This is a genomic window from Pseudomonas sp. B37(2017), from assembly GCF_002112885.1.
GTDB lineage: Bacteria > Pseudomonadota > Gammaproteobacteria > Pseudomonadales > Pseudomonadaceae > Aquipseudomonas > Aquipseudomonas paraglycinae.
On sequence record NZ_NEIX01000001.1, the window covers coordinates 1 to 16,552 of the forward strand.

Here is a 16,552-nt window from a genome sequence, read left to right on the forward strand (position 1 = left end):
GAGCTAACGCTCATCGTGTTGCGTGGTGAGGAGCGGGGGCTCTTGATCTGGCTTTTGCTTTGGCTTTTGATTTTGATTTTTTGCCCCTTCGGCAGGCCGAGCGGAGGTGTTCATCAGGGGGTAGGCGCGCAGCGCCGTGCGGCGAAGCCGCATACATCGAGAGGAGGTGCAGCGAAGCAAACCGTAGGCGATGCCCCCTGATGGACACCGTAGCGAGGGAACACTGAGCCTAAGCGAAGTGCCGTACGCCGGGGCTCAGCCTTTTTGGTTACTTTTTCGGCGTTTGGAAAAAGTGACCCGCCGTAAGGGCGGAACCCTAAGAAGCCGTTACCGCAGCAACGGATATACACCCAAAACCAAAAAACACACAGATACAAAAACGCCCGGCATATGCCGGGCGTCTTGTATTGACTTGATTAGCGAGCGCGGTAAGTAATACGCCCTTTGCTCAAGTCATAGGGCGTCAGCTCGACGCGCACTTTGTCACCGGTAAGAATACGAATGTAGTTCTTGCGCATCTTGCCGGAAATATGCGCGGTTACGACGTGCCCATTTTCCAACTCCACACGAAACATGGTGTTGGGCAGGGTGTCGACGACAGTGCCTTCCATTTCGAAGCTGTCTTCTTTCGACATGCAGTAAAGCCCTCGGTATCCAATGAATGGCCCGGTGCAACTGCGCCAGGCAAAAGCGGCGTGCATTGTGCCCGAAAAATGGGGTTTACGCCAAGGGGTTTAGGGTTTGCGTTTAGTTCAGGATGACCCAGCGCTGATTGATCAGCAGTTCGATAGGCCGATATTGGGTCTTGTAGTTCATCTTTTTGCAGTTTTTGATCCAGTAACCCAGGTACACCGCCTCAAGCCCCAGGCGCTGGGCTTCGGCGATTTGCCAGAGGATCGCGTAGCGCCCGAGGCTGCGGCGTTCTTCCTGCGGTTCGTAAAAGGTGTAGACCGCCGACAGGCCGTTGGGCAGCAGATCGGTCACGGCAACTGCGAGCAACCGTCCGTCGAGCCGGAACTCGTAAAAGCGTGAGAAGGGCAGGTCGCGTACCAGAAAAGTCGAGAATTGATCGCGGCTCGGCGGGTACATGTCGCCGTCGGCATGGCGCTGTTCGATGTAGCGCTGATAGAGGTCGAAGTACTCTTCGCTGAACGCCGGCTTGACCGGGCGCACCTGCAAATCGATGTTGCGCTTGAAAATGCGTTTCTGCTGCCGGTTGGGGTTGAACTGCGCCACAGGAATGCGCGCAGGCACGCAGGCATTGCAGTTCTGGCAATGCGGGCGGTACAGGTGATCGCCGCTGCGACGAAAGCCCATTTCTGACAGGTCTGCGTAGACATGCACATCCATGGGCTGGCTCGGATCGAGAAACAGGGTCGTCGCCTGTTCCTCGGGCAGATAACTGCAAGAGTGAGGCTGAGTGGCATAAAACTTCAACCGCGCCAACTCGGTCATGATCAACCCTCAAGGGTAAGCTGGTGAATTAAGTGTAAGCCACGCGCGCAAAAGTCGCTCAGCAAACCCAGGTCGCATGATGGGGTTGATCGAGGTGCCGGGCCAGATATTCAGCGAATGCAGAGCGGGAAATCGCCCGGGCGCCAAGGCTGTGAAGGTGGTCGGTCGGCATCTGGCAGTCGATCAGCACGAAACCCGCTTCTTTCAGATGTTGCACCAGCGTGGCAAAGCCGTACTTGGAAGCATTGTCCGCGCGGCTGAACATCGACTCGCCGAAGAACAGTTGCCCCATCGCCAGGCCGTACAGGCCGCCGACCAGTTCGCCCTCATCCCAGACTTCCACCGAATGGGCAAAGCCGCGTCGATGCAATTCGATATAGGCGTCCTGCATCGCTTCGGTGATCCAGGTGCCATCGGCGTATTCCCGGGGAGCGGCGCAGGCGTGGATTACGGCGTCGAAATCCTGATCGAAGGTCACTTGATAACGCTGTTTGCGCATCAATTTGCCGAGGCTGCGCGAGACGTGCAGTTCGTCGGGAAAAAGCACGGTGCGCGGATCCGGCGACCACCAGAGAATCGGCTGACCTTCGGAAAACCATGGAAAGCAGCCGTGACGATAAGCCTGGATCAAGCGATCGGCGGAAAGGTCACCACCGGCCGCCAGCAATCCGTTGGGATCGCGCATGGCCTTTTCCAGTGGCGGGAAAGTCAGTGAATTGCGTTGTAACCAAGTCAGCATGGCGTCCAGGCTTGCAGAAGGGGAGGGCGGTGGGCGCTGGGCCCGCGGTAAAGTGTGCCGGGAAATGACGCGAATGTCCTCCGTTGCAGTGCGGCTTTTGCGTAGCTGCAACTTGAGCATTCGGATGCGGTCGTAATCGGGCGTTGCGCCTTTGCGGGCAAGGTTGCCGATGCCAATGTGTGGCACTCAGGGGAAATGAGGCGCGAATGCTTCGCTACGTTCATCAAATACACCTCATAAGCCTTTGTCACAAAAGGTAATGCATGCTCAAATTGGACGCCGGGTGTTGTGCGTTTGGCTATGCTTGAACCTGGGCCTGGAAGCATGGCATCGAACGCGCAAACCCGTACAATGCCGGGCTGTTACAGAATATCCGCCGCGTGCCGTGTTTATAAAAGGCGGGGCGCAGTGTTAAAAGTAGTCTCCGTTGCGCCCGTCAATTTTTTTACCTGCCTGGATTGGGCAGTTTTTTATCGTCATTCAATAGATGGACGCGCCTCTGGCGCAGGAAAAGAAGCGTTTTGAAGAAATCCACGGAAGCACCAAAAACAGTCGTTCCGCTCTGGCGTCAACAGTTGCACTACCGGCTCAAGGAAGGTGCATTGATCGCCATCGGCGCCTTGTGCCTGTTCCTGATGATGGCGTTGCTGACCTACGGCAAGGACGATCCGGGCTGGAGCCACAACAGCAAGATCGACGACGTGCAGAACTTCGGCGGTCCGGCGGGCTCCTACAGCGCCGACATCCTGTTCATGGTGCTGGGTTACTTCGCGTACATCTTCCCGTTGCTGCTGGCGATCAAGGCGTATCAGATCTTCCGTCAGCGTCACGAGCCGTGGCAGTGGAGCGGCTGGCTGTTTTCCTGGCGCCTGATCGGCCTGGTGTTCCTGGTGTTGTCCGGTGCCGCGCTGGCGCACATCCATTTCCATGCTGCCACCGGTTTGCCGGCTGGCGCCGGTGGTGCGCTGGGCGAAAGCCTTGGTGATCTGGCCCGCAATGCCCTGAACATTCAGGGCAGCACATTGCTGTTCATCGCACTGTTCCTGTTCGGTCTGACAGTGTTCACCGACCTGTCGTGGTTCAAGGTGATGGACATCACCGGCAAGATCACCCTCGACCTGTTCGAACTGTTCCAGGGCGCGGTCAACCGCTGGTGGTCGGCGCGCACCGAGCGCAAGCAACTGGTCGCGCAACTGCGTGAAGTCGACGATCGCGTGCACGACGTGGTTGCACCGACGGTCACCGACAAGCGCGAGCAGGCCAAGGTCAAGGAACGTCTGATCGAGCGCGAGCAGGCTCTGAGCAAGCACATGTCCGAGCGCGAGAAACAGGTGCCGCCGGTCATCGCGCCGGCCCCGGTCAAGGCGCCGGAGCCAAGCAAGCGCGTGCAGAAAGAGAAGCAGGTGCCGTTGTTCGTCGACAGCGCCGTGGAAGGCACCTTGCCGCCGATCTCGATTCTCGATCCTGCAGAAAAGAAACAACTCAATTATTCGCCTGAATCCCTGGCGGCGGTCGGCCACTTGCTGGAGATCAAGCTCAAGGAATTCGGCGTCGAAGTCACCGTGGATTCGATTCACCCCGGCCCGGTCATTACCCGTTACGAAATCCAGCCTGCTGCGGGCGTGAAGGTCAGCCGTATCGCCAACCTGGCGAAAGACCTTGCACGTTCGCTGGCCGTGACCAGCGTGCGGGTGGTCGAAGTAATTCCGGGCAAGACCACGGTCGGTATCGAGATCCCCAACGAAGACCGCCAGATCGTGCGCTTCTCCGAAGTGCTGTCGACGCCTGAGTACGACAACTTCAAATCGCCGGTCACCCTGGCCCTGGGCCACGACATCGGCGGCAAACCGGTCATCACCGACCTGGCGAAGATGCCTCACCTGCTGGTGGCTGGTACCACCGGTTCCGGTAAGTCGGTGGGCGTGAACGCGATGATCCTGTCGATCCTGTTCAAGTCCGGTCCGGACGACGCCAAGCTGATCATGATCGACCCGAAAATGCTCGAACTGTCGATCTACGAAGGCATTCCGCATCTGCTGTGCCCGGTCGTGACCGACATGAAGGACGCCGCCAACGCCCTGCGCTGGAGCGTTGCCGAGATGGAGCGTCGCTACAAGCTGATGGCGAAGATGGGCGTGCGAAACCTGTCCGGCTTCAACGCCAAGGTCAAGGAAGCCCAGGACGCCGGCGAGCCGCTGAGCGATCCGCTGTACAAACGCGAAAGCATCCACGACGAAGCACCGCTGCTGCAGAAACTGCCGACCATCGTCGTGGTCGTGGACGAATTCGCCGACATGATGATGATCGTCGGCAAGAAGGTAGAAGAACTGATCGCCCGTATCGCGCAGAAGGCGCGTGCGGCCGGTATCCACCTGATCCTCGCGACCCAGCGGCCGTCGGTGGACGTGATCACCGGTCTGATCAAGGCCAACATCCCGACGCGGATGGCGTTCCAGGTATCCAGCAAAATCGACTCCCGGACCATCATCGACCAGGGCGGCGCCGAACAACTGCTTGGTCACGGTGACATGCTCTACATGCCGCCGGGCACCAGCCTGCCGATCCGTGTTCACGGCGCCTTCGTGTCCGACGATGAAGTTCACCGGGTGGTGGAAGCCTGGAAACTGCGCGGCGCACCGGAATACAACGACGACATCCTCAATGGTGTCGAAGAGGCGGGCAGTGGTTTCGAAGGCAGCAGCGGCGGTGGTGACGGCGACGATCCGGAAGCCGACGCGCTGTACGACGAAGCCGTGCAGTTCGTGCTGGAAAGCCGTCGCGCCTCCATCTCCGCTGTACAGCGCAAGCTGAAGATCGGCTACAACCGTGCCGCGCGCATGATCGAAGCCATGGAAATGGCCGGGGTCGTGACGTCGATGAACACCAACGGTTCCCGCGAAGTCCTGGCCCCTGGCCCGGTACGCGACTGATTCGATACCCTGATCCAAATGCAATGGACGGTGCATGAAGCGCCGTCCACTTTCCCACGAGTATTCAAGAGGACTCCCATGCGTCTTATCCGCATGTTGCTGCCGGTACTGGCTCTGACCACCCTCACGGCTCACGCCGATGACAAGGATGTGGCTCGCCTGACCCAATTGCTCGAAACATCCAAGACCCTGACTGCCAATTTTTCCCAGCTGACCCTCGATGGTAGCGGCACCCAGTTGCAGGAAACCACCGGCGACATGACGCTGCAGCGTCCGGGCCTGTTCTACTGGCACACCAATGCGCCAGCCGAGCAGACCATGGTGTCCGACGGCAAGAAAGTCACCCTGTGGGACCCGGATCTGGAACAGGCCACTATCAAGAAGCTCGATGAGCGCCTGACCCAGACGCCAGCCTTGTTGCTGTCCGGCGACGTTTCGAAGATCAGCCAGAGCTTCGACATCAGCGCGAAAGAGGCGGGCGGCGTGATCGACTTCACCCTGAAGCCGAAAACCAAGGACACCCTGTTCGACAGCCTGCGCCTGTCGTTCCGCAACGGTCTGGTCAATGACATGCAACTGATCGACAGCGTCGGCCAGCGCACCAACATCCTGTTTACCGGTGTGAAGGCCAACGAAGCGGTCCCGGCATCGAAGTTCAAGTTCGACATCCCGAAGGGTGCCGATGTGATCCAGGAATAAACACAGAGGTTTCAACGGTACGTGATGGATCTGTTTCGCAGTGCACCGATTGCCCAGCCACTGGCCGCCCGTTTGCGGGCGACCAATCTGGATGAGTACGTCGGTCAGGAACACGTGCTCGCTCGCGGCAAGCCTTTGCGCGAAGCGCTGGAGCAGGGTGCCCTGCATTCGATGATCTTCTGGGGCCCGCCGGGCGTGGGCAAGACCACGCTGGCGCGGTTGCTGGCGGAAGTTTCGGATGCGCACTTCGAAACGGTCTCGGCGGTGCTGGCCGGGGTCAAGGAGATCCGTCAGGCGGTGGAAATCGCCAAGCAGCAGGCCGGCCAGTACGGCAAGCGCACGATCCTGTTTGTCGACGAAGTTCACCGCTTCAACAAGTCTCAACAGGACGCCTTCCTGCCGTATGTTGAAGACGGCACGCTGATTTTCATTGGCGCCACCACCGAAAACCCTTCGTTCGAACTGAACAACGCATTGCTGTCGCGGGCACGGGTCTACGTACTCAAGAGCCTCGACGAAGCGGCGTTGCGCAAACTGGTGCACCGCGCGCTCACCGAAGAGCGTGGTCTGGGCAAGCGTCATCTGACTCTCAGCGATGAAGGCTTCCAGATGTTGCTGTCCGCCGCCGACGGTGATGGCCGGCGCCTGCTGAACCTGCTGGAAAACGCCTCGGACCTGGCCGAAGACCACAGCGAGATGGGCACCGAGCTGCTGCAAAGCCTGCTCGGCGACACTCGCCGGCGTTTCGACAAGGGCGGCGAAGCGTTCTACGACCAGATTTCCGCGCTGCACAAATCGGTGCGCGGCTCCAATCCGGACGGCGCGTTGTACTGGTTTGCGCGAATGATCGACGGCGGCTGCGATCCGCTGTACCTGGCTCGGCGCGTGGTGCGCATGGCCAGTGAAGACATCGGCAACGCCGACCCGCGCGCACTGAGCCTGTGCCTGGCCGCGTGGGAAGTGCAGGAGCGTCTCGGCAGTCCGGAAGGTGAGTTGGCAGTGGCTCAGGCCATCACCTATCTGGCCTGTGCGCCGAAAAGCAACGCGGTGTACATGGGCTTCAAGACCGCGCTGCGCGCCGCCGCCGAACACGGTTCGCTGGAGGTGCCGCTGCACCTGCGCAATGCGCCGACCAAATTGATGAAGCAATTGGGCTACGGCGACGAATACCGTTATGCCCACGACGAACCGGACGCCTACGCGGCCGGCGAAGACTATTTCCCGGAAGAACTCGACCCGATTCCGTTCTACCAACCGGTGCCCCGTGGCCTGGAGTTGAAGATCGGCGAAAAGCTCAATCACCTTGCCCAACTTGATCGTTTAAGCCCCCGGCAGCGGAGAAAATAGTGGTTCCATTGATCGTTGCAGTCTCCGTCGGCGGGATTGCCGGCACCTTGTTGCGCTTCGCCACCGGCAATTGGGTCAACGCCAATTGGCCGCGGCACTTCTATACCGCGACGCTGGCCGTTAATATCGTGGGCTGTCTGCTGATTGGCGTGCTGTACGGCCTGTTTTTGATACGCCCGGAAGTACCGATCGAGGTACGTGCCGGGTTGATGGTCGGCTTCCTCGGGGGGCTGACGACTTTTTCATCCTTTTCACTGGATACGGTGCGCCTGCTGGAAAGCGGGCAAGTGCCGCTGGCCCTGGGCTATGCGGCCATCAGCGTATTCGGCGGGCTGCTCGCGACGTGGGCCGGCCTGTCCCTGACCAAACTTTCATAACGAGAAACCGACATGCTCGATTCCAAACTGTTACGTAGCAACCTTCAGGACGTAGCGGACCGCCTGGCTTCCCGTGGCTTTGCCCTGGATGTCGCGCGCATCGAAGCGCTGGAAGAACAGCGCAAGACCGTCCAGACCCGCACCGAAGCACTGCAGGCTGAGCGTAACGCGCGTTCCAAATCCATCGGTCAGGCCAAGCAGCGCGGCGAAGACATCGCGCCGCTGATGGCGGACGTCGAGCGCATGGCGGGCGAACTGAGTGCCGGTAAAGTCGAGCTGGACGCGATCCAGACCGAACTGGATTCGATCCTGCTGGGCATTCCGAACCTGCCGCACGAATCGGTACCGGTCGGCGAAGACGAAGACGGCAACGTCGAAGTCCGCCGCTGGGGCACGCCGACCGCGTTCGACTTCCCGGTTCAGGACCACGTGGCCCTGGGCGAGAAGTTCGGCTGGCTCGACTTCGAAACCGCCGCCAAGCTGTCCGGCGCACGTTTCGCGCTGCTGCGTGGCCCGATTGCCCGTCTGCACCGCGCACTGGCGCAATTCATGATCAACCTGCACGTCACCGAGCACGGCTACGAAGAGGCTTACACGCCTTATCTGGTTCAGGCCCCGGCGCTGCAAGGTACCGGTCAACTGCCGAAGTTCGAAGAAGACCTGTTCAAGATCGCTCGCGAAGGCGAGGCCGATCTGTACCTGATCCCGACCGCCGAAGTGTCGCTGACCAACATCGTGGCCGGTGAAATCGTCGATTCGAAACAGCTGCCGATCAAGTTCGTCGCTCACACTCCGTGCTTCCGCAGCGAAGCCGGCGCGTCGGGTCGTGACACTCGCGGCATGATCCGTCAGCACCAGTTCGACAAAGTTGAAATGGTCCAGATCGTCGAGCCGTCGAAGTCGATGGAAGCGCTGGAAGGCCTGACCGCCAACGCCGAGAAAGTCCTGCAACTGCTGGAGCTGCCTTACCGCACCCTGGCGCTGTGCACCGGCGACATGGGCTTCAGCGCGGTCAAGACGTACGACCTCGAAGTGTGGATTCCGAGCCAGGACAAGTACCGTGAAATCTCGTCTTGCTCCAACTGCGGCGACTTCCAGGCCCGCCGCATGCAGGCGCGTTTCCGCAACCCGGAAACCGGCAAGCCTGAGCTGGTGCACACCCTGAACGGTTCCGGTCTGGCGGTCGGTCGTACCCTGGTGGCCGTGCTGGAAAACTACCAGCAGGCCGACGGTTCGATCCGCGTGCCGGACGTGCTGAAACCGTACATGGGTGGCCTTGAGGTCATCGGCTAAATGAAATATCTGCCGCTGTTTCACAACCTGCGCGGCAGTCGTGTGTTGGTCGTCGGTGGGGGGGAGATTGCCTTGCGCAAGTCCCGCCTGCTGGCCGATGCCGGTGCGCTGCTGCGGGTGGTCGCACCTGAAATCGAAGCGCAACTGCGCGAACTGGTTGCCGCCAGCGATGGCGAATGCCTGCTGCGTGGCTACGCCGAAACGGATCTGGACGGTTGCGGGCTGATCATTGCCGCCACCGACGACGAAGCGTTGAACGCGCAAGTCTCCGCCGATGCCCATCGGCGCTGCGTGCCGGTCAATGTGGTCGATGCGCCGGCGCTGTGCAGCGTGATCTTCCCGGCAATTGTCGATCGTTCACCGCTGATCATCGCGGTTTCCAGTGGCGGCGATGCGCCGGTGCTGGCCCGGCTGATCCGCGCCAAGATCGAAACCTGGATTCCCTCGACCTACGGCCATCTGGCCGGGCTGGCCGCGCGGTTTCGCGATCAGGTCAAAGGCCTGTTTCCCGATGTACAGCAGCGTCGCGGTTTTTGGGAAGACGTGTTCCAGGGGCCGATTGCCGATCGCCAACTGGCTGGGCAGGGCGCCGAGGCCGAGCGTCTGTTGCAGGCGAAAATCGACGGCGAAGCGAGTGTTACCACTGGCGAGGTGTATCTGGTGGGCGCAGGGCCGGGCGATCCGGATCTGCTGACTTTCCGCGCCTTGCGCCTGATGCAGCAAGCCGATGTGGTGCTGTACGACCGCTTGGTGGCGCCCGCGATTCTTGAGCTGTGCCGCCGCGATGCCGAGCGTGTCTACGTCGGCAAGCGTCGCGCCGATCACGCTGTGCCGCAGGATCAGATTAACCAGCAACTGGTGGATCTGGCCAAGGCCGGCAAGCGTGTGGTGCGGTTGAAGGGCGGGGATCCGTTCATCTTCGGCCGTGGCGGCGAAGAGATCGAGGAGCTGGCGGCCCATGGCATTCCGTTCCAGGTGGTGCCGGGCATCACGGCAGCCAGCGGTTGCGCGGCGTATGCCGGGATTCCGCTGACCCATCGCGATTACGCGCAGTCGGTGCGTTTCGTCACCGGGCACCTGAAGGACGGTTCCACCGATCTGCCGTGGGCCGACCTCGTCGCGCCGGCGCAGACGTTGGTGTTCTACATGGGCCTGGTGGGGTTGCCGATCATCTGCGAGCAGTTGATCAAACATGGTCGTGCGGCCGAAACCCCGGCCGCGCTGATCCAGCAGGGCACCACGGTCAATCAGCGGGTCTTCACTGGCACGCTGGCCGACCTGCCGCGTCTGGTGGCGGAGCATGAAGTGCATGCGCCGACGCTGGTGATCGTCGGCGAAGTGGTGCAACTGCGCGAGAAACTGGCGTGGTTCGAGGGCGCTCAGGGTCAGATCTGACGACTCTGAGGGGATCGTTCCCACGCGGTGGGAACGATCCGGCTTTCAACCTCTGCGCCATACCCCTTTCCCGCCCAACCGGTTCCGGTCATGGGCCACAGTGAAATCCTGTTTCGGCCCCTTCGGCACAACGCCGGTCGGGTTGATGGTCTTGTGGCTGCCGTAGTAGTGATTCTTGATGTGCTGGAAATCCACGGTCTCGGCAACGCCCGGCCACTGGTACATCTCACGCAGCCAGTTCGACAGATTCGGATAATCGCAGATCCGCCGCAGATTGCATTTGAAGTGCCCGTGATACACCGCGTCGAAACGAATCAGCGTGGTGAACAAGCGCACGTCGGCCTCGGTCAGGTATTCACCCGTCAGATAACGGTTGGCGCCCAGCACTTGCTCCAGATGATCCAGTTCGGCAAACACGTCGTCGAACGCTTCTTCATAGGCCTTCTGCGAGGTCGCGAAACCGGCGCGGTACACACCGTTGTTCACGGCAGGGTAGATCCGCTCGTTCAGCGCATCGATCTCGCTGCGTAATGGCGCCGGATAGAAGTCCAGATCGTTGCCGGTCAAGTCATCGAAGGCGCTGTTGAACATGCGGATGATCTCCGCCGATTCGTTGCTGACGATGCGCTTGAGCTTCTTGTCCCACAGCACCGGCACGGTGACGCGGCCGGTGTAGTCGGCGGTGTCGGCGGTGTAGCGCTGGTGCATGAAATCGAAGTGGTCGAGTTTGTCGCCGGTCGAACCGAGGTTCTGGTCGAAGGTCCAGCCGTTTTCCAGCATCAGCCAGCTAACGACGGAAACATCGATCAGGCTTTCCAGGCCTTTGAGCTTGCGCAGGATCAGCGTGCGATGCGCCCATGGACAGGCGAGGGAGACGTAAAGGTGATAACGCCCGGCTTCGGCGGCAAAACCGCCTTCACCACTCGGGCCCGGCTCGCCGTTGCGAGTGACCCAGTTGCGGCGCTGCGCCTGTTCGCGCTGGAACGCACCGTCCTTGCTGCTTTCGTACCACTTGTCCTGCCAGCGGCCGTCGACGAGTAAACCCATGATCAAGACTCCAGAAACCAATATTCGTTGGAGCCGAGTCTATTCCGATGAGTTCGAACAAAAAGCGCAAAGATCGGGCGTTAATGATCGGTTAAATCGATTTGTCCCGCGCAGCCCAGTATTGCTCGGCGGTTTCGAAAGCCTGTTCACGGCTCTGACCGAGGCCGCGCAGTGCCAGCGCCATGGTCGAAATCAGCGCCATTTGCGGATAGCTGTCGACCACATCGCCACGCCAGACGGCCTTCAAATGCTCGATATCCAGCGAAGAAGGTTTGACGTGACGCTGCGCCGACAGCTGCGGCCACTCCTCGTCCCAGCTCTCGCCGCCGGTGGTGCCGTACAGGTGGCTGTCGGCATCCGGGTTGATCTCGATTTCGCCGCCGTCGCCCTTGATCACGATGGCCGTGTCGCCAAGCAGGCCGCTGGCATCGCGGTGCACCGCTTGATAGCCAGGGTGAAAAATACTCTGCAAACCGCAACGCGCGCCCAGCGGATTGAGGATCCGCGCTAGCGAGTGGATCGGCGAGCGCAGACCGAGGGTGTTGCGCAGGTCGATCATCCGTTGCAGCTGCGGCGCCCAGTCCAACAGTGGCATGAACGCCAGACCGCCGTTGTCCAGCGCCGCGCCGACCTGTTGCCAGTTGCGGCACAGTGGGATGTTCAGTTCACCGAGCAGTTGTTCGGAGTACAAGCGCCCGGCGGTGTGCGCGCCGCCGCCGTGCATGAAGATGCGCACGCCGTTCTGCGCCAGGCACTTGGCCGCCAGCAGATACCACGGCAGGTGACGCTTCTTGCCGGCATAGGTCGGCCAATCCAGATCGACCTTCAACTCTGGCGCCTGCAAGCGTTCGCGCAGGGCTTCGGTGAAGCCGGCCATTTCCTCGGCGCTTTCTTCCTTGTGCCGCAGCAGCATCAGGAAAGCGCCAAGCTGGGTTTCTTCGACCGCTTCGTCGAGCACCATGCCCATGGCTTGCCGGGCTTCCTCGCGGGTCAGGTCGCGGGCGCCGCGCTTCCCCTTGCCGAGGATGCGCACGAACTGGGCGAACGGGTGTTCGGCGGGCGTTTCGAGGGTCAGCGCTGGATAGTCGGTCATAGGCAATTCGTCGGTTTGGGCAGGCCCGCCAGTTTCGCGGCGAGTTTGGCAGGGGTGCCTTTGAACAGTCGGTTCAGGTGCAGGCTGTTGCCTTTCTCCGCGCCGAGCTTGAGCGCGGTGTACTTGATCAGCGGCCGGGTGGCCGGGGACAACTGGAATTCGGCATAGAAGCTGCGCAGCAGCTCGAGGACTTCCCAATGTTCGGCGCTCAGTTCGATGTCTTCGGCAGCGGCGAGGGCGCTGGCGACTTCCGCCGACCAGTCGTTGAGGTCGACCAGGAAGCCGTCCTTGTCCAGTTCAATGGCGCGGGCGCCGACGGTCAGCGCACTCATAGCCAGCTGTTGACCTTGTCGTGGTGGATCGACAGCTCGACGAAGGCCGGGTAATCGATGGCTTCGGCCCAGTCCGGAACCTGTACGGCACGGGCTTGCGCGTCTTCGGCCAGCACGAACAATTTCACCTTACGCGATTCCAGCGCACTGAACGGCGCAGTGCCGGGTTGCAGCGCATAAGCGGCATCGCCAGACAGCAACAGCGCATCGGCAGAACCGAGCAGGCGCAGGCAACTGGTCAGGCGTTCGTCGCCGAACGGGGAGTGGGACAACACATGCAAAGTCGACATCAGAGGGTGATCACCTGGTCGTAACGGTCAATAAGGGCGGTGATTTGTTCGGCGGCCAAAGGCTGCGCCTCGTCCAGCGAACGATCGCCGAGGCCGCGAGCACTGGCGCTGTCGGCGCAGTAGAACAGCTCTTCGACGCCGAACATCGGCAGTGCTTGCAGGTTGGCGCTCAGGTCTTTCTGTTGCAGGGCATTGGCGTTCTGCCCGGCGGCCAGTTGCAGCACGCCGTCGTCGAGAAACAGCAGACCGATCGGCAGATCGAAGGCGCCGCCGGCCAGCACGATGTCCAGCGCTTCGCGGGCGCCGGGGCCGGACCACGGCGATTGGCGGCTGATAATCAGAAGGGACTTGGCCATGTCATGCGCCTCCGAAACAGATGAGGCGGTCGGCATCCTGCACCGCATCATGCAACTGGCCGAGGCCGGACAATTCCCACGGTGCGCTGACGGCCACGGCGTCACGTTGATAACGCCCGGCTTCCTCGGTATTCAACACGCCACGGCGCAGGGCGGCGGCGATGCACACCACGCCGTCGAGGTTTTGTTCGGTGATAAAGGTTCGCCACTGTTTGGGCAGGTCCAGTTCGTCCTGCGGCGTGACCACGGCGTCGGACGCGTTGTGGACTCCGTCCTGATAGAAAAACAGCCGGACAATCTCATGCCCGCCGGCCAGCGCGGCCTGAGCGAACAGCAGGGCGCGGCGCGAGGAGGGCGCATGGGCGGCGGAAAACAGCGCAATGGCGAACTTCATGACGGACTCGATCAGCAAAACTGCGGCCATGATAAAGCTTTCTCGGTGGGGCGGCGAAGCGGATGTTTCCCGCGCCCGTTTCGATGCAAGCAGGTGTCCGTCAACGCGGCATGTAGCCCAACTGCCAACGCCGCGGAATCTTCAGGGTCAGCAGCCCCAGTACGGCGGCAAACAGTCCGCTGACCAACATCGCCTTGAGCCCCAGATGATGTTCCAGCACTGCCCCCAGAATGGCGCCGACCAGCATCCCGCTCCACGGCACCAGTTGCACCCGCCAGCCACTTCGCCGTTCGCCGAGCACCCACCGTCCCAATCCACGGCCGAATCGGGACAGGGCGCCGGTGACGTACGTCAGCCCGACCGGCAGACCGTTCACCTCTTCCACCGCTGCGTTGAGCATGCCCATCGCAATGATCGCCGCCAGCAAAGCTGGCAGTTGCGTGTCAAAGGGCCAGGCTGCCAAACAGAGCAGAGCGGCGATGGACAACAACAAGGGCAGCGCCCGCCGACCACCCAGCCGACTGACGACGACACCCAAGGCATTCCCGACAATGAACGTGGCGACCAGCAGGATCAGCCTTAATGTCAGTGCGCTGTCGCCATCACTGATCGCCACGGCCAGCCGCGTGGTGTTGCCGCTCATGAAGGAAACGAAATCGCCGCTGGCCATGAAGCCGATAGCGTCGGTCATGCCGGCCAGTACCGACAGGCTGGCAACCAGCGCCAGGCCTACACGGCCGCGCCATTTCTGTATGTGAAGATGTCCGGGGCTGGCGCGGTGGGTCGAGGTGGAAGGCAGCATCGAGGCAGCGTCCTTGAGCGGGGTTTACGGTTCTATGCCATACAGATCGCAATATTCCAGCCAGTCCATCCCGGCCATTTCCGCCACTTCGCGATGCACTTCCAGGCGTTGCGCCTGATACTCCTCAGGCGTCGCGGCGGTGAGCTGCAACGTCAGCTCCCAGGCAAACAACCCTTGGCTTTCGGCCTCGGCTTCGAAGGCTTCGTGCAGGCGTTCTTCGCGGTACTGCGCCTGGGTTTCGCCCTTGGCCTGGGCCAGTAGCGGGTTGAGGTGATCGAGTGCTTCGCGCAGTTCCGGGCGCGCATCGAGAAACAGTTTCAGGGCCTGTTCGTGTCGCTGGTCAGTAGGCGCCATGGGCTTTCCTTGTAAGGCTGATGACCGTTAATGTGCCGCAGCGGCCGGCATGTGTCGCGCTCTAAATGCAGTAAAGCAGAACGATTTTTGGCGTTGCGGTGATACAGTCCGGTTTTTTCCGAATGAGCGAATGCAATGCGAATGCTGATGGTAGCGCTGGCGGCAACCCTGCTGGCCGGTTGCGCGGGTTCGGCGATGGAAGACGCCCGCACGCAAACCCCTTACAAGACCCTGAATTCGGACAAGCCCGAAAAAGTCGTGGCCCAGTGCGTGCAATTCGCCTGGCAGGACGAAGCGGTGTTCGGCGTGGACGCGGCGGCGTATCTGCAACCGGGCAAGAAGGGCGGTTCGACGGTCTATACGCGCTCGGCGGAGTCGTTCGTCGACTTGACCACGGATGCGTCCGGCACCGTGCTGAATTACTACGCGCAGAAGGATGATTTTGTGGCCAAGCGCCGCTTGGCGGCGCTGGCGACCTGTCTGTAACGGGCAGCTGAATGCGTTGAAATTTGCGACCCTCGCCAGCCTGCGGGCGGGGGTCGCTGAATTCAATCAATCAAACGCTTCTGGAAAAAATGCCGCTTGTGCCCCAGCGGATAATCCACAATCTCGCCACACTCGGTATATCCCAGTTTTTTGTAGAACCCGGGCGCTTGAAAATCAAAGGTATCGAGCCAGATCCCCACGCAGTCTTTTTCCCGGGCGAATTCCTCGACCATGTTCATCAGCTTCGAGCCGATGCCCTGTCCCCGGCCTTCTTCCGGCACCGCCAGCAACTCGATAAACAGCCACCGATAGAACGTGTGCCCATAAAGGCCACCGAGGATCGCGTCGTTATCGTCGCGCACCAGCAACGCGACCGGTTCGTACAGCGAAGGCCCGGCTTTGGCGATGTTATGGTCACGCAGGGGCGCCAGGATGGCTGCGCGCTGTTCTTCGGTGGGGTCCTGTGACAGCTCGATCCGCAACGTCATGTTGTCTTCCTTGTAGTAATGAATCGGCAGCCTATCGCGCCGCAGCCGATTGAAGCAATCGCTTGGAACCGTCGCTCCTGCGCCGGGGTCTAGCCCTTTAGGGCGTCCATCCGGAACGCGTTTGCCTGGGAGATTCCATGAACATTTTCGAAGCCCTGCGTGAAAGCCACGATCGTCAGCGGACCTACGCGAAATCGTTGATCAAGACCAGCGGTGACACCCCGGAAAGGGTCGAGGCCTACAAGCAACTGAAGGCTGAGCTTCAGGCCCACGAAACGGCCGAAGAGCGCCACTTCTATATCCCGCTGATGGAGTTCGACAACGGTGTCGATCTCAGCCGCCATGCCATTGCCGAACACCATGAAATGGACGAAATGATGGAGGAACTCGACGAGACCGAGATGTCCAGTCCGGCCTGGTTGGCCACGGCGAAAAAGCTTTCGGAGAAGGTCCATCACCACTTGCAGGAAGAAGAGCAGAAATTCTTCCAGATGGCCGGCAAGTTGCTCGATGACAAGCAAAAGGTACAGCTCGCCGGGCAGTATCAAAAGGAGTTCGAGGCGCAGCTTCCCTGAACCGGTAAATGCGGGTTTTTGTAATGACGCGGTGTAGTCCTTTTGCCATGCGTCGGGTGAGCGTCGTCGCAATGCACTGTGTTTATATACAGTGTTTTCG

The 16,552-nt window shown here is 60.8% G+C and carries 21 protein-coding genes; 9 read left to right on the top strand and 12 right to left on the bottom strand.

The genetic code is table 11. The features are described from left to right. Window positions 1-201, top strand: a 201-nt coding sequence (locus CAF90_RS29615) for a hypothetical protein (protein WP_218191700.1), incomplete at its 5' end; no start/stop codon positions are given. A 215-nt stretch (window positions 202-416) separates the two neighbouring features. Here CAF90_RS29615 and infA read toward each other — a convergent pair. From infA to aat, 3 genes are all read right to left on the bottom strand, one after another. Further along, window positions 417-635 carry a translation initiation factor IF-1 gene (gene infA / locus CAF90_RS00010; protein ID WP_002553999.1) on the bottom strand — a complete coding sequence of 73 codons (219 nt, stop codon included), beginning with the start codon at window positions 633-635 and terminating at the stop codon, window positions 417-419. A 112-nt stretch (window positions 636-747) separates the two neighbouring features. Then, on the bottom strand, window positions 748-1,455 hold the full coding sequence (locus tag CAF90_RS00015; protein WP_007958178.1) for an arginyltransferase: 708 nt from the start codon (window positions 1,453-1,455) through the stop codon (window positions 748-750). A gap of 58 nt (window positions 1,456-1,513) precedes the next feature. Then, window positions 1,514-2,194: a leucyl/phenylalanyl-tRNA--protein transferase gene (gene aat, locus CAF90_RS00020; RefSeq protein WP_085602530.1), complete on the bottom strand. Its 681-nt coding sequence runs from the start codon at window positions 2,192-2,194 to the stop codon at window positions 1,514-1,516. Window positions 2,195-2,715: 521 nt separating this feature from the next. On the opposite strand from aat, the gene CAF90_RS00025 reads away from it, so the two are divergent. From CAF90_RS00025 to cysG, 6 genes are all read left to right on the top strand, one after another. Then, complete coding sequence (locus CAF90_RS00025; RefSeq protein ID WP_045121862.1) at window positions 2,716-5,124, top strand: DNA translocase FtsK; 2,409 nt, start codon at window positions 2,716-2,718, stop codon at window positions 5,122-5,124. A 78-nt stretch (window positions 5,125-5,202) separates the two neighbouring features. After that, window positions 5,203-5,823, top strand: coding sequence for an outer membrane lipoprotein chaperone LolA (lolA, locus tag CAF90_RS00030; protein ID WP_007958184.1), 621 nt, complete (start codon window positions 5,203-5,205; stop codon window positions 5,821-5,823). A 24-nt stretch (window positions 5,824-5,847) separates the two neighbouring features. Then, window positions 5,848-7,170 carry a replication-associated recombination protein A gene (locus CAF90_RS00035; protein WP_064597723.1) on the top strand — a complete coding sequence of 441 codons (1,323 nt, stop codon included), beginning with the start codon at window positions 5,848-5,850 and terminating at the stop codon, window positions 7,168-7,170. Continuing rightward, window positions 7,170-7,547, top strand: a complete 378-nt coding sequence (crcB, locus tag CAF90_RS00040; protein WP_085602532.1) for a fluoride efflux transporter CrcB — start codon at window positions 7,170-7,172, stop codon at window positions 7,545-7,547. The genes CAF90_RS00035 and crcB overlap by 1 nt, the downstream gene beginning before the upstream one ends. Window positions 7,548-7,559: 12 nt before the next feature. Further along, window positions 7,560-8,840: a serine--tRNA ligase gene (serS, locus tag CAF90_RS00045; RefSeq protein WP_007958190.1), complete on the top strand. Its 1,281-nt coding sequence runs from the start codon at window positions 7,560-7,562 to the stop codon at window positions 8,838-8,840. Further along, on the top strand, window positions 8,841-10,235 hold the full coding sequence (gene cysG / locus CAF90_RS00050; protein WP_085602534.1) for a siroheme synthase CysG: 1,395 nt from the start codon (window positions 8,841-8,843) through the stop codon (window positions 10,233-10,235). It begins immediately after the preceding gene. A 45-nt stretch (window positions 10,236-10,280) separates the two neighbouring features. Here cysG and CAF90_RS00055 read toward each other — a convergent pair whose 3' ends face one another. From CAF90_RS00055 to CAF90_RS00090, 8 genes are all read right to left on the bottom strand, one after another. Beyond that, on the bottom strand, window positions 10,281-11,282 hold the full coding sequence (locus tag CAF90_RS00055; protein WP_085602536.1) for a glutathione S-transferase family protein: 1,002 nt from the start codon (window positions 11,280-11,282) through the stop codon (window positions 10,281-10,283). 91 nt (window positions 11,283-11,373) lie between these two features. Next, complete coding sequence (locus CAF90_RS00060) at window positions 11,374-12,375, bottom strand: glycosyl transferase family protein (RefSeq protein ID WP_085602538.1); 1,002 nt, start codon at window positions 12,373-12,375, stop codon at window positions 11,374-11,376. Continuing rightward, a complete protein-coding gene (locus CAF90_RS00065) occupies window positions 12,372-12,707 on the bottom strand; it encodes a TusE/DsrC/DsvC family sulfur relay protein (RefSeq protein ID WP_085602540.1) in 336 nt (111 codons plus the stop codon). The genes CAF90_RS00060 and CAF90_RS00065 overlap by 4 nt, the downstream gene beginning before the upstream one ends. After that, on the bottom strand, window positions 12,704-12,997 hold the full coding sequence (gene tusB, locus CAF90_RS00070) for a sulfurtransferase complex subunit TusB (RefSeq protein WP_085602542.1): 294 nt from the start codon (window positions 12,995-12,997) through the stop codon (window positions 12,704-12,706). Before tusB ends, CAF90_RS00065 begins: the two co-directional genes overlap by 4 nt. Further along, a complete protein-coding gene (tusC, locus tag CAF90_RS00075; protein WP_085602544.1) occupies window positions 12,997-13,353 on the bottom strand; it encodes a sulfurtransferase complex subunit TusC in 357 nt (118 codons plus the stop codon). Before tusC ends, tusB begins: the two co-directional genes overlap by 1 nt. Window position 13,354: 1 nt before the next feature. Continuing rightward, window positions 13,355-13,747: a sulfurtransferase complex subunit TusD gene (tusD, locus tag CAF90_RS00080; RefSeq protein WP_045121864.1), complete on the bottom strand. Its 393-nt coding sequence runs from the start codon at window positions 13,745-13,747 to the stop codon at window positions 13,355-13,357. Window positions 13,748-13,847: 100 nt separating this feature from the next. After that, the gene (locus CAF90_RS00085; RefSeq protein WP_007958213.1) at window positions 13,848-14,549 is read right to left on the bottom strand and encodes a YoaK family protein; all 702 of its coding nucleotides are present in this window, start codon (window positions 14,547-14,549) and stop codon (window positions 13,848-13,850) included. Between the two features lie 24 nt (window positions 14,550-14,573). Beyond that, window positions 14,574-14,903 (bottom strand): DUF6388 family protein, encoded by a 330-nt coding sequence (locus CAF90_RS00090; protein ID WP_007958215.1) that lies wholly within the window; start codon window positions 14,901-14,903, stop codon window positions 14,574-14,576. 135 nt (window positions 14,904-15,038) lie between these two features. Here CAF90_RS00090 and CAF90_RS00095 point away from each other — a divergent pair, with 135 nt between their 5' ends. Next, window positions 15,039-15,389 carry a hypothetical protein gene (locus tag CAF90_RS00095; protein ID WP_007958217.1) on the top strand — a complete coding sequence of 117 codons (351 nt, stop codon included), beginning with the start codon at window positions 15,039-15,041 and terminating at the stop codon, window positions 15,387-15,389. 62 nt (window positions 15,390-15,451) lie between these two features. Here the strand turns inward: CAF90_RS00095 and CAF90_RS00100 are convergent, their stop codons facing one another. Then, window positions 15,452-15,877, bottom strand: coding sequence for an N-acetyltransferase (locus CAF90_RS00100; RefSeq protein ID WP_085602546.1), 426 nt, complete (start codon window positions 15,875-15,877; stop codon window positions 15,452-15,454). A 137-nt stretch (window positions 15,878-16,014) separates the two neighbouring features. On the opposite strand from CAF90_RS00100, the gene CAF90_RS00105 reads away from it, so the two are divergent. Further along, the gene (locus tag CAF90_RS00105) at window positions 16,015-16,452 is read left to right on the top strand and encodes a hemerythrin domain-containing protein (RefSeq protein WP_085602548.1); all 438 of its coding nucleotides are present in this window, start codon (window positions 16,015-16,017) and stop codon (window positions 16,450-16,452) included. The last annotated feature ends 100 nt before the right edge of the window (window positions 16,453-16,552 follow it).

Bases quoted from the DNA above. Each gene is read 5' to 3' on its own strand.
- infA (WP_002553999.1), bottom strand. From the start codon at position 635: ATGTCGAAAGAAGACAGCTTCGAAATGGAAGGCACTGTCGTCGACACC.
- CAF90_RS00015 (WP_007958178.1), bottom strand. From the start codon at position 1,455: ATGACCGAGTTGGCGCGGTTGAAGTTTTATGCCACTCAGCCTCACTCT.
- aat (WP_085602530.1), bottom strand. From the start codon at position 2,194: ATGCTGACTTGGTTACAACGCAATTCACTGACTTTCCCGCCACTGGAA.
- lolA (WP_007958184.1), top strand. From the start codon at position 5,203: ATGCGTCTTATCCGCATGTTGCTGCCGGTACTGGCTCTGACCACCCTC.
- CAF90_RS00035 (WP_064597723.1), top strand. From the start codon at position 5,848: ATGGATCTGTTTCGCAGTGCACCGATTGCCCAGCCACTGGCCGCCCGT.
- serS (WP_007958190.1), top strand. From the start codon at position 7,560: ATGCTCGATTCCAAACTGTTACGTAGCAACCTTCAGGACGTAGCGGAC.
- cysG (WP_085602534.1), top strand. From the start codon at position 8,841: ATGAAATATCTGCCGCTGTTTCACAACCTGCGCGGCAGTCGTGTGTTG.
- CAF90_RS00055 (WP_085602536.1), bottom strand. From the start codon at position 11,282: ATGGGTTTACTCGTCGACGGCCGCTGGCAGGACAAGTGGTACGAAAGC.
- CAF90_RS00060 (WP_085602538.1), bottom strand. From the start codon at position 12,375: ATGACCGACTATCCAGCGCTGACCCTCGAAACGCCCGCCGAACACCCG.
- CAF90_RS00065 (WP_085602540.1), bottom strand. From the start codon at position 12,707: ATGAGTGCGCTGACCGTCGGCGCCCGCGCCATTGAACTGGACAAGGAC.
- tusB (WP_085602542.1), bottom strand. From the start codon at position 12,997: ATGTCGACTTTGCATGTGTTGTCCCACTCCCCGTTCGGCGACGAACGC.
- tusC (WP_085602544.1), bottom strand. From the start codon at position 13,353: ATGGCCAAGTCCCTTCTGATTATCAGCCGCCAATCGCCGTGGTCCGGC.
- tusD (WP_045121864.1), bottom strand. From the start codon at position 13,747: ATGAAGTTCGCCATTGCGCTGTTTTCCGCCGCCCATGCGCCCTCCTCG.
- CAF90_RS00085 (WP_007958213.1), bottom strand. From the start codon at position 14,549: ATGCTGCCTTCCACCTCGACCCACCGCGCCAGCCCCGGACATCTTCAC.
- CAF90_RS00090 (WP_007958215.1), bottom strand. From the start codon at position 14,903: ATGGCGCCTACTGACCAGCGACACGAACAGGCCCTGAAACTGTTTCTC.
- CAF90_RS00095 (WP_007958217.1), top strand. From the start codon at position 15,039: ATGCGAATGCTGATGGTAGCGCTGGCGGCAACCCTGCTGGCCGGTTGC.
- CAF90_RS00100 (WP_085602546.1), bottom strand. From the start codon at position 15,877: ATGACGTTGCGGATCGAGCTGTCACAGGACCCCACCGAAGAACAGCGC.
- CAF90_RS00105 (WP_085602548.1), top strand. From the start codon at position 16,015: ATGAACATTTTCGAAGCCCTGCGTGAAAGCCACGATCGTCAGCGGACC.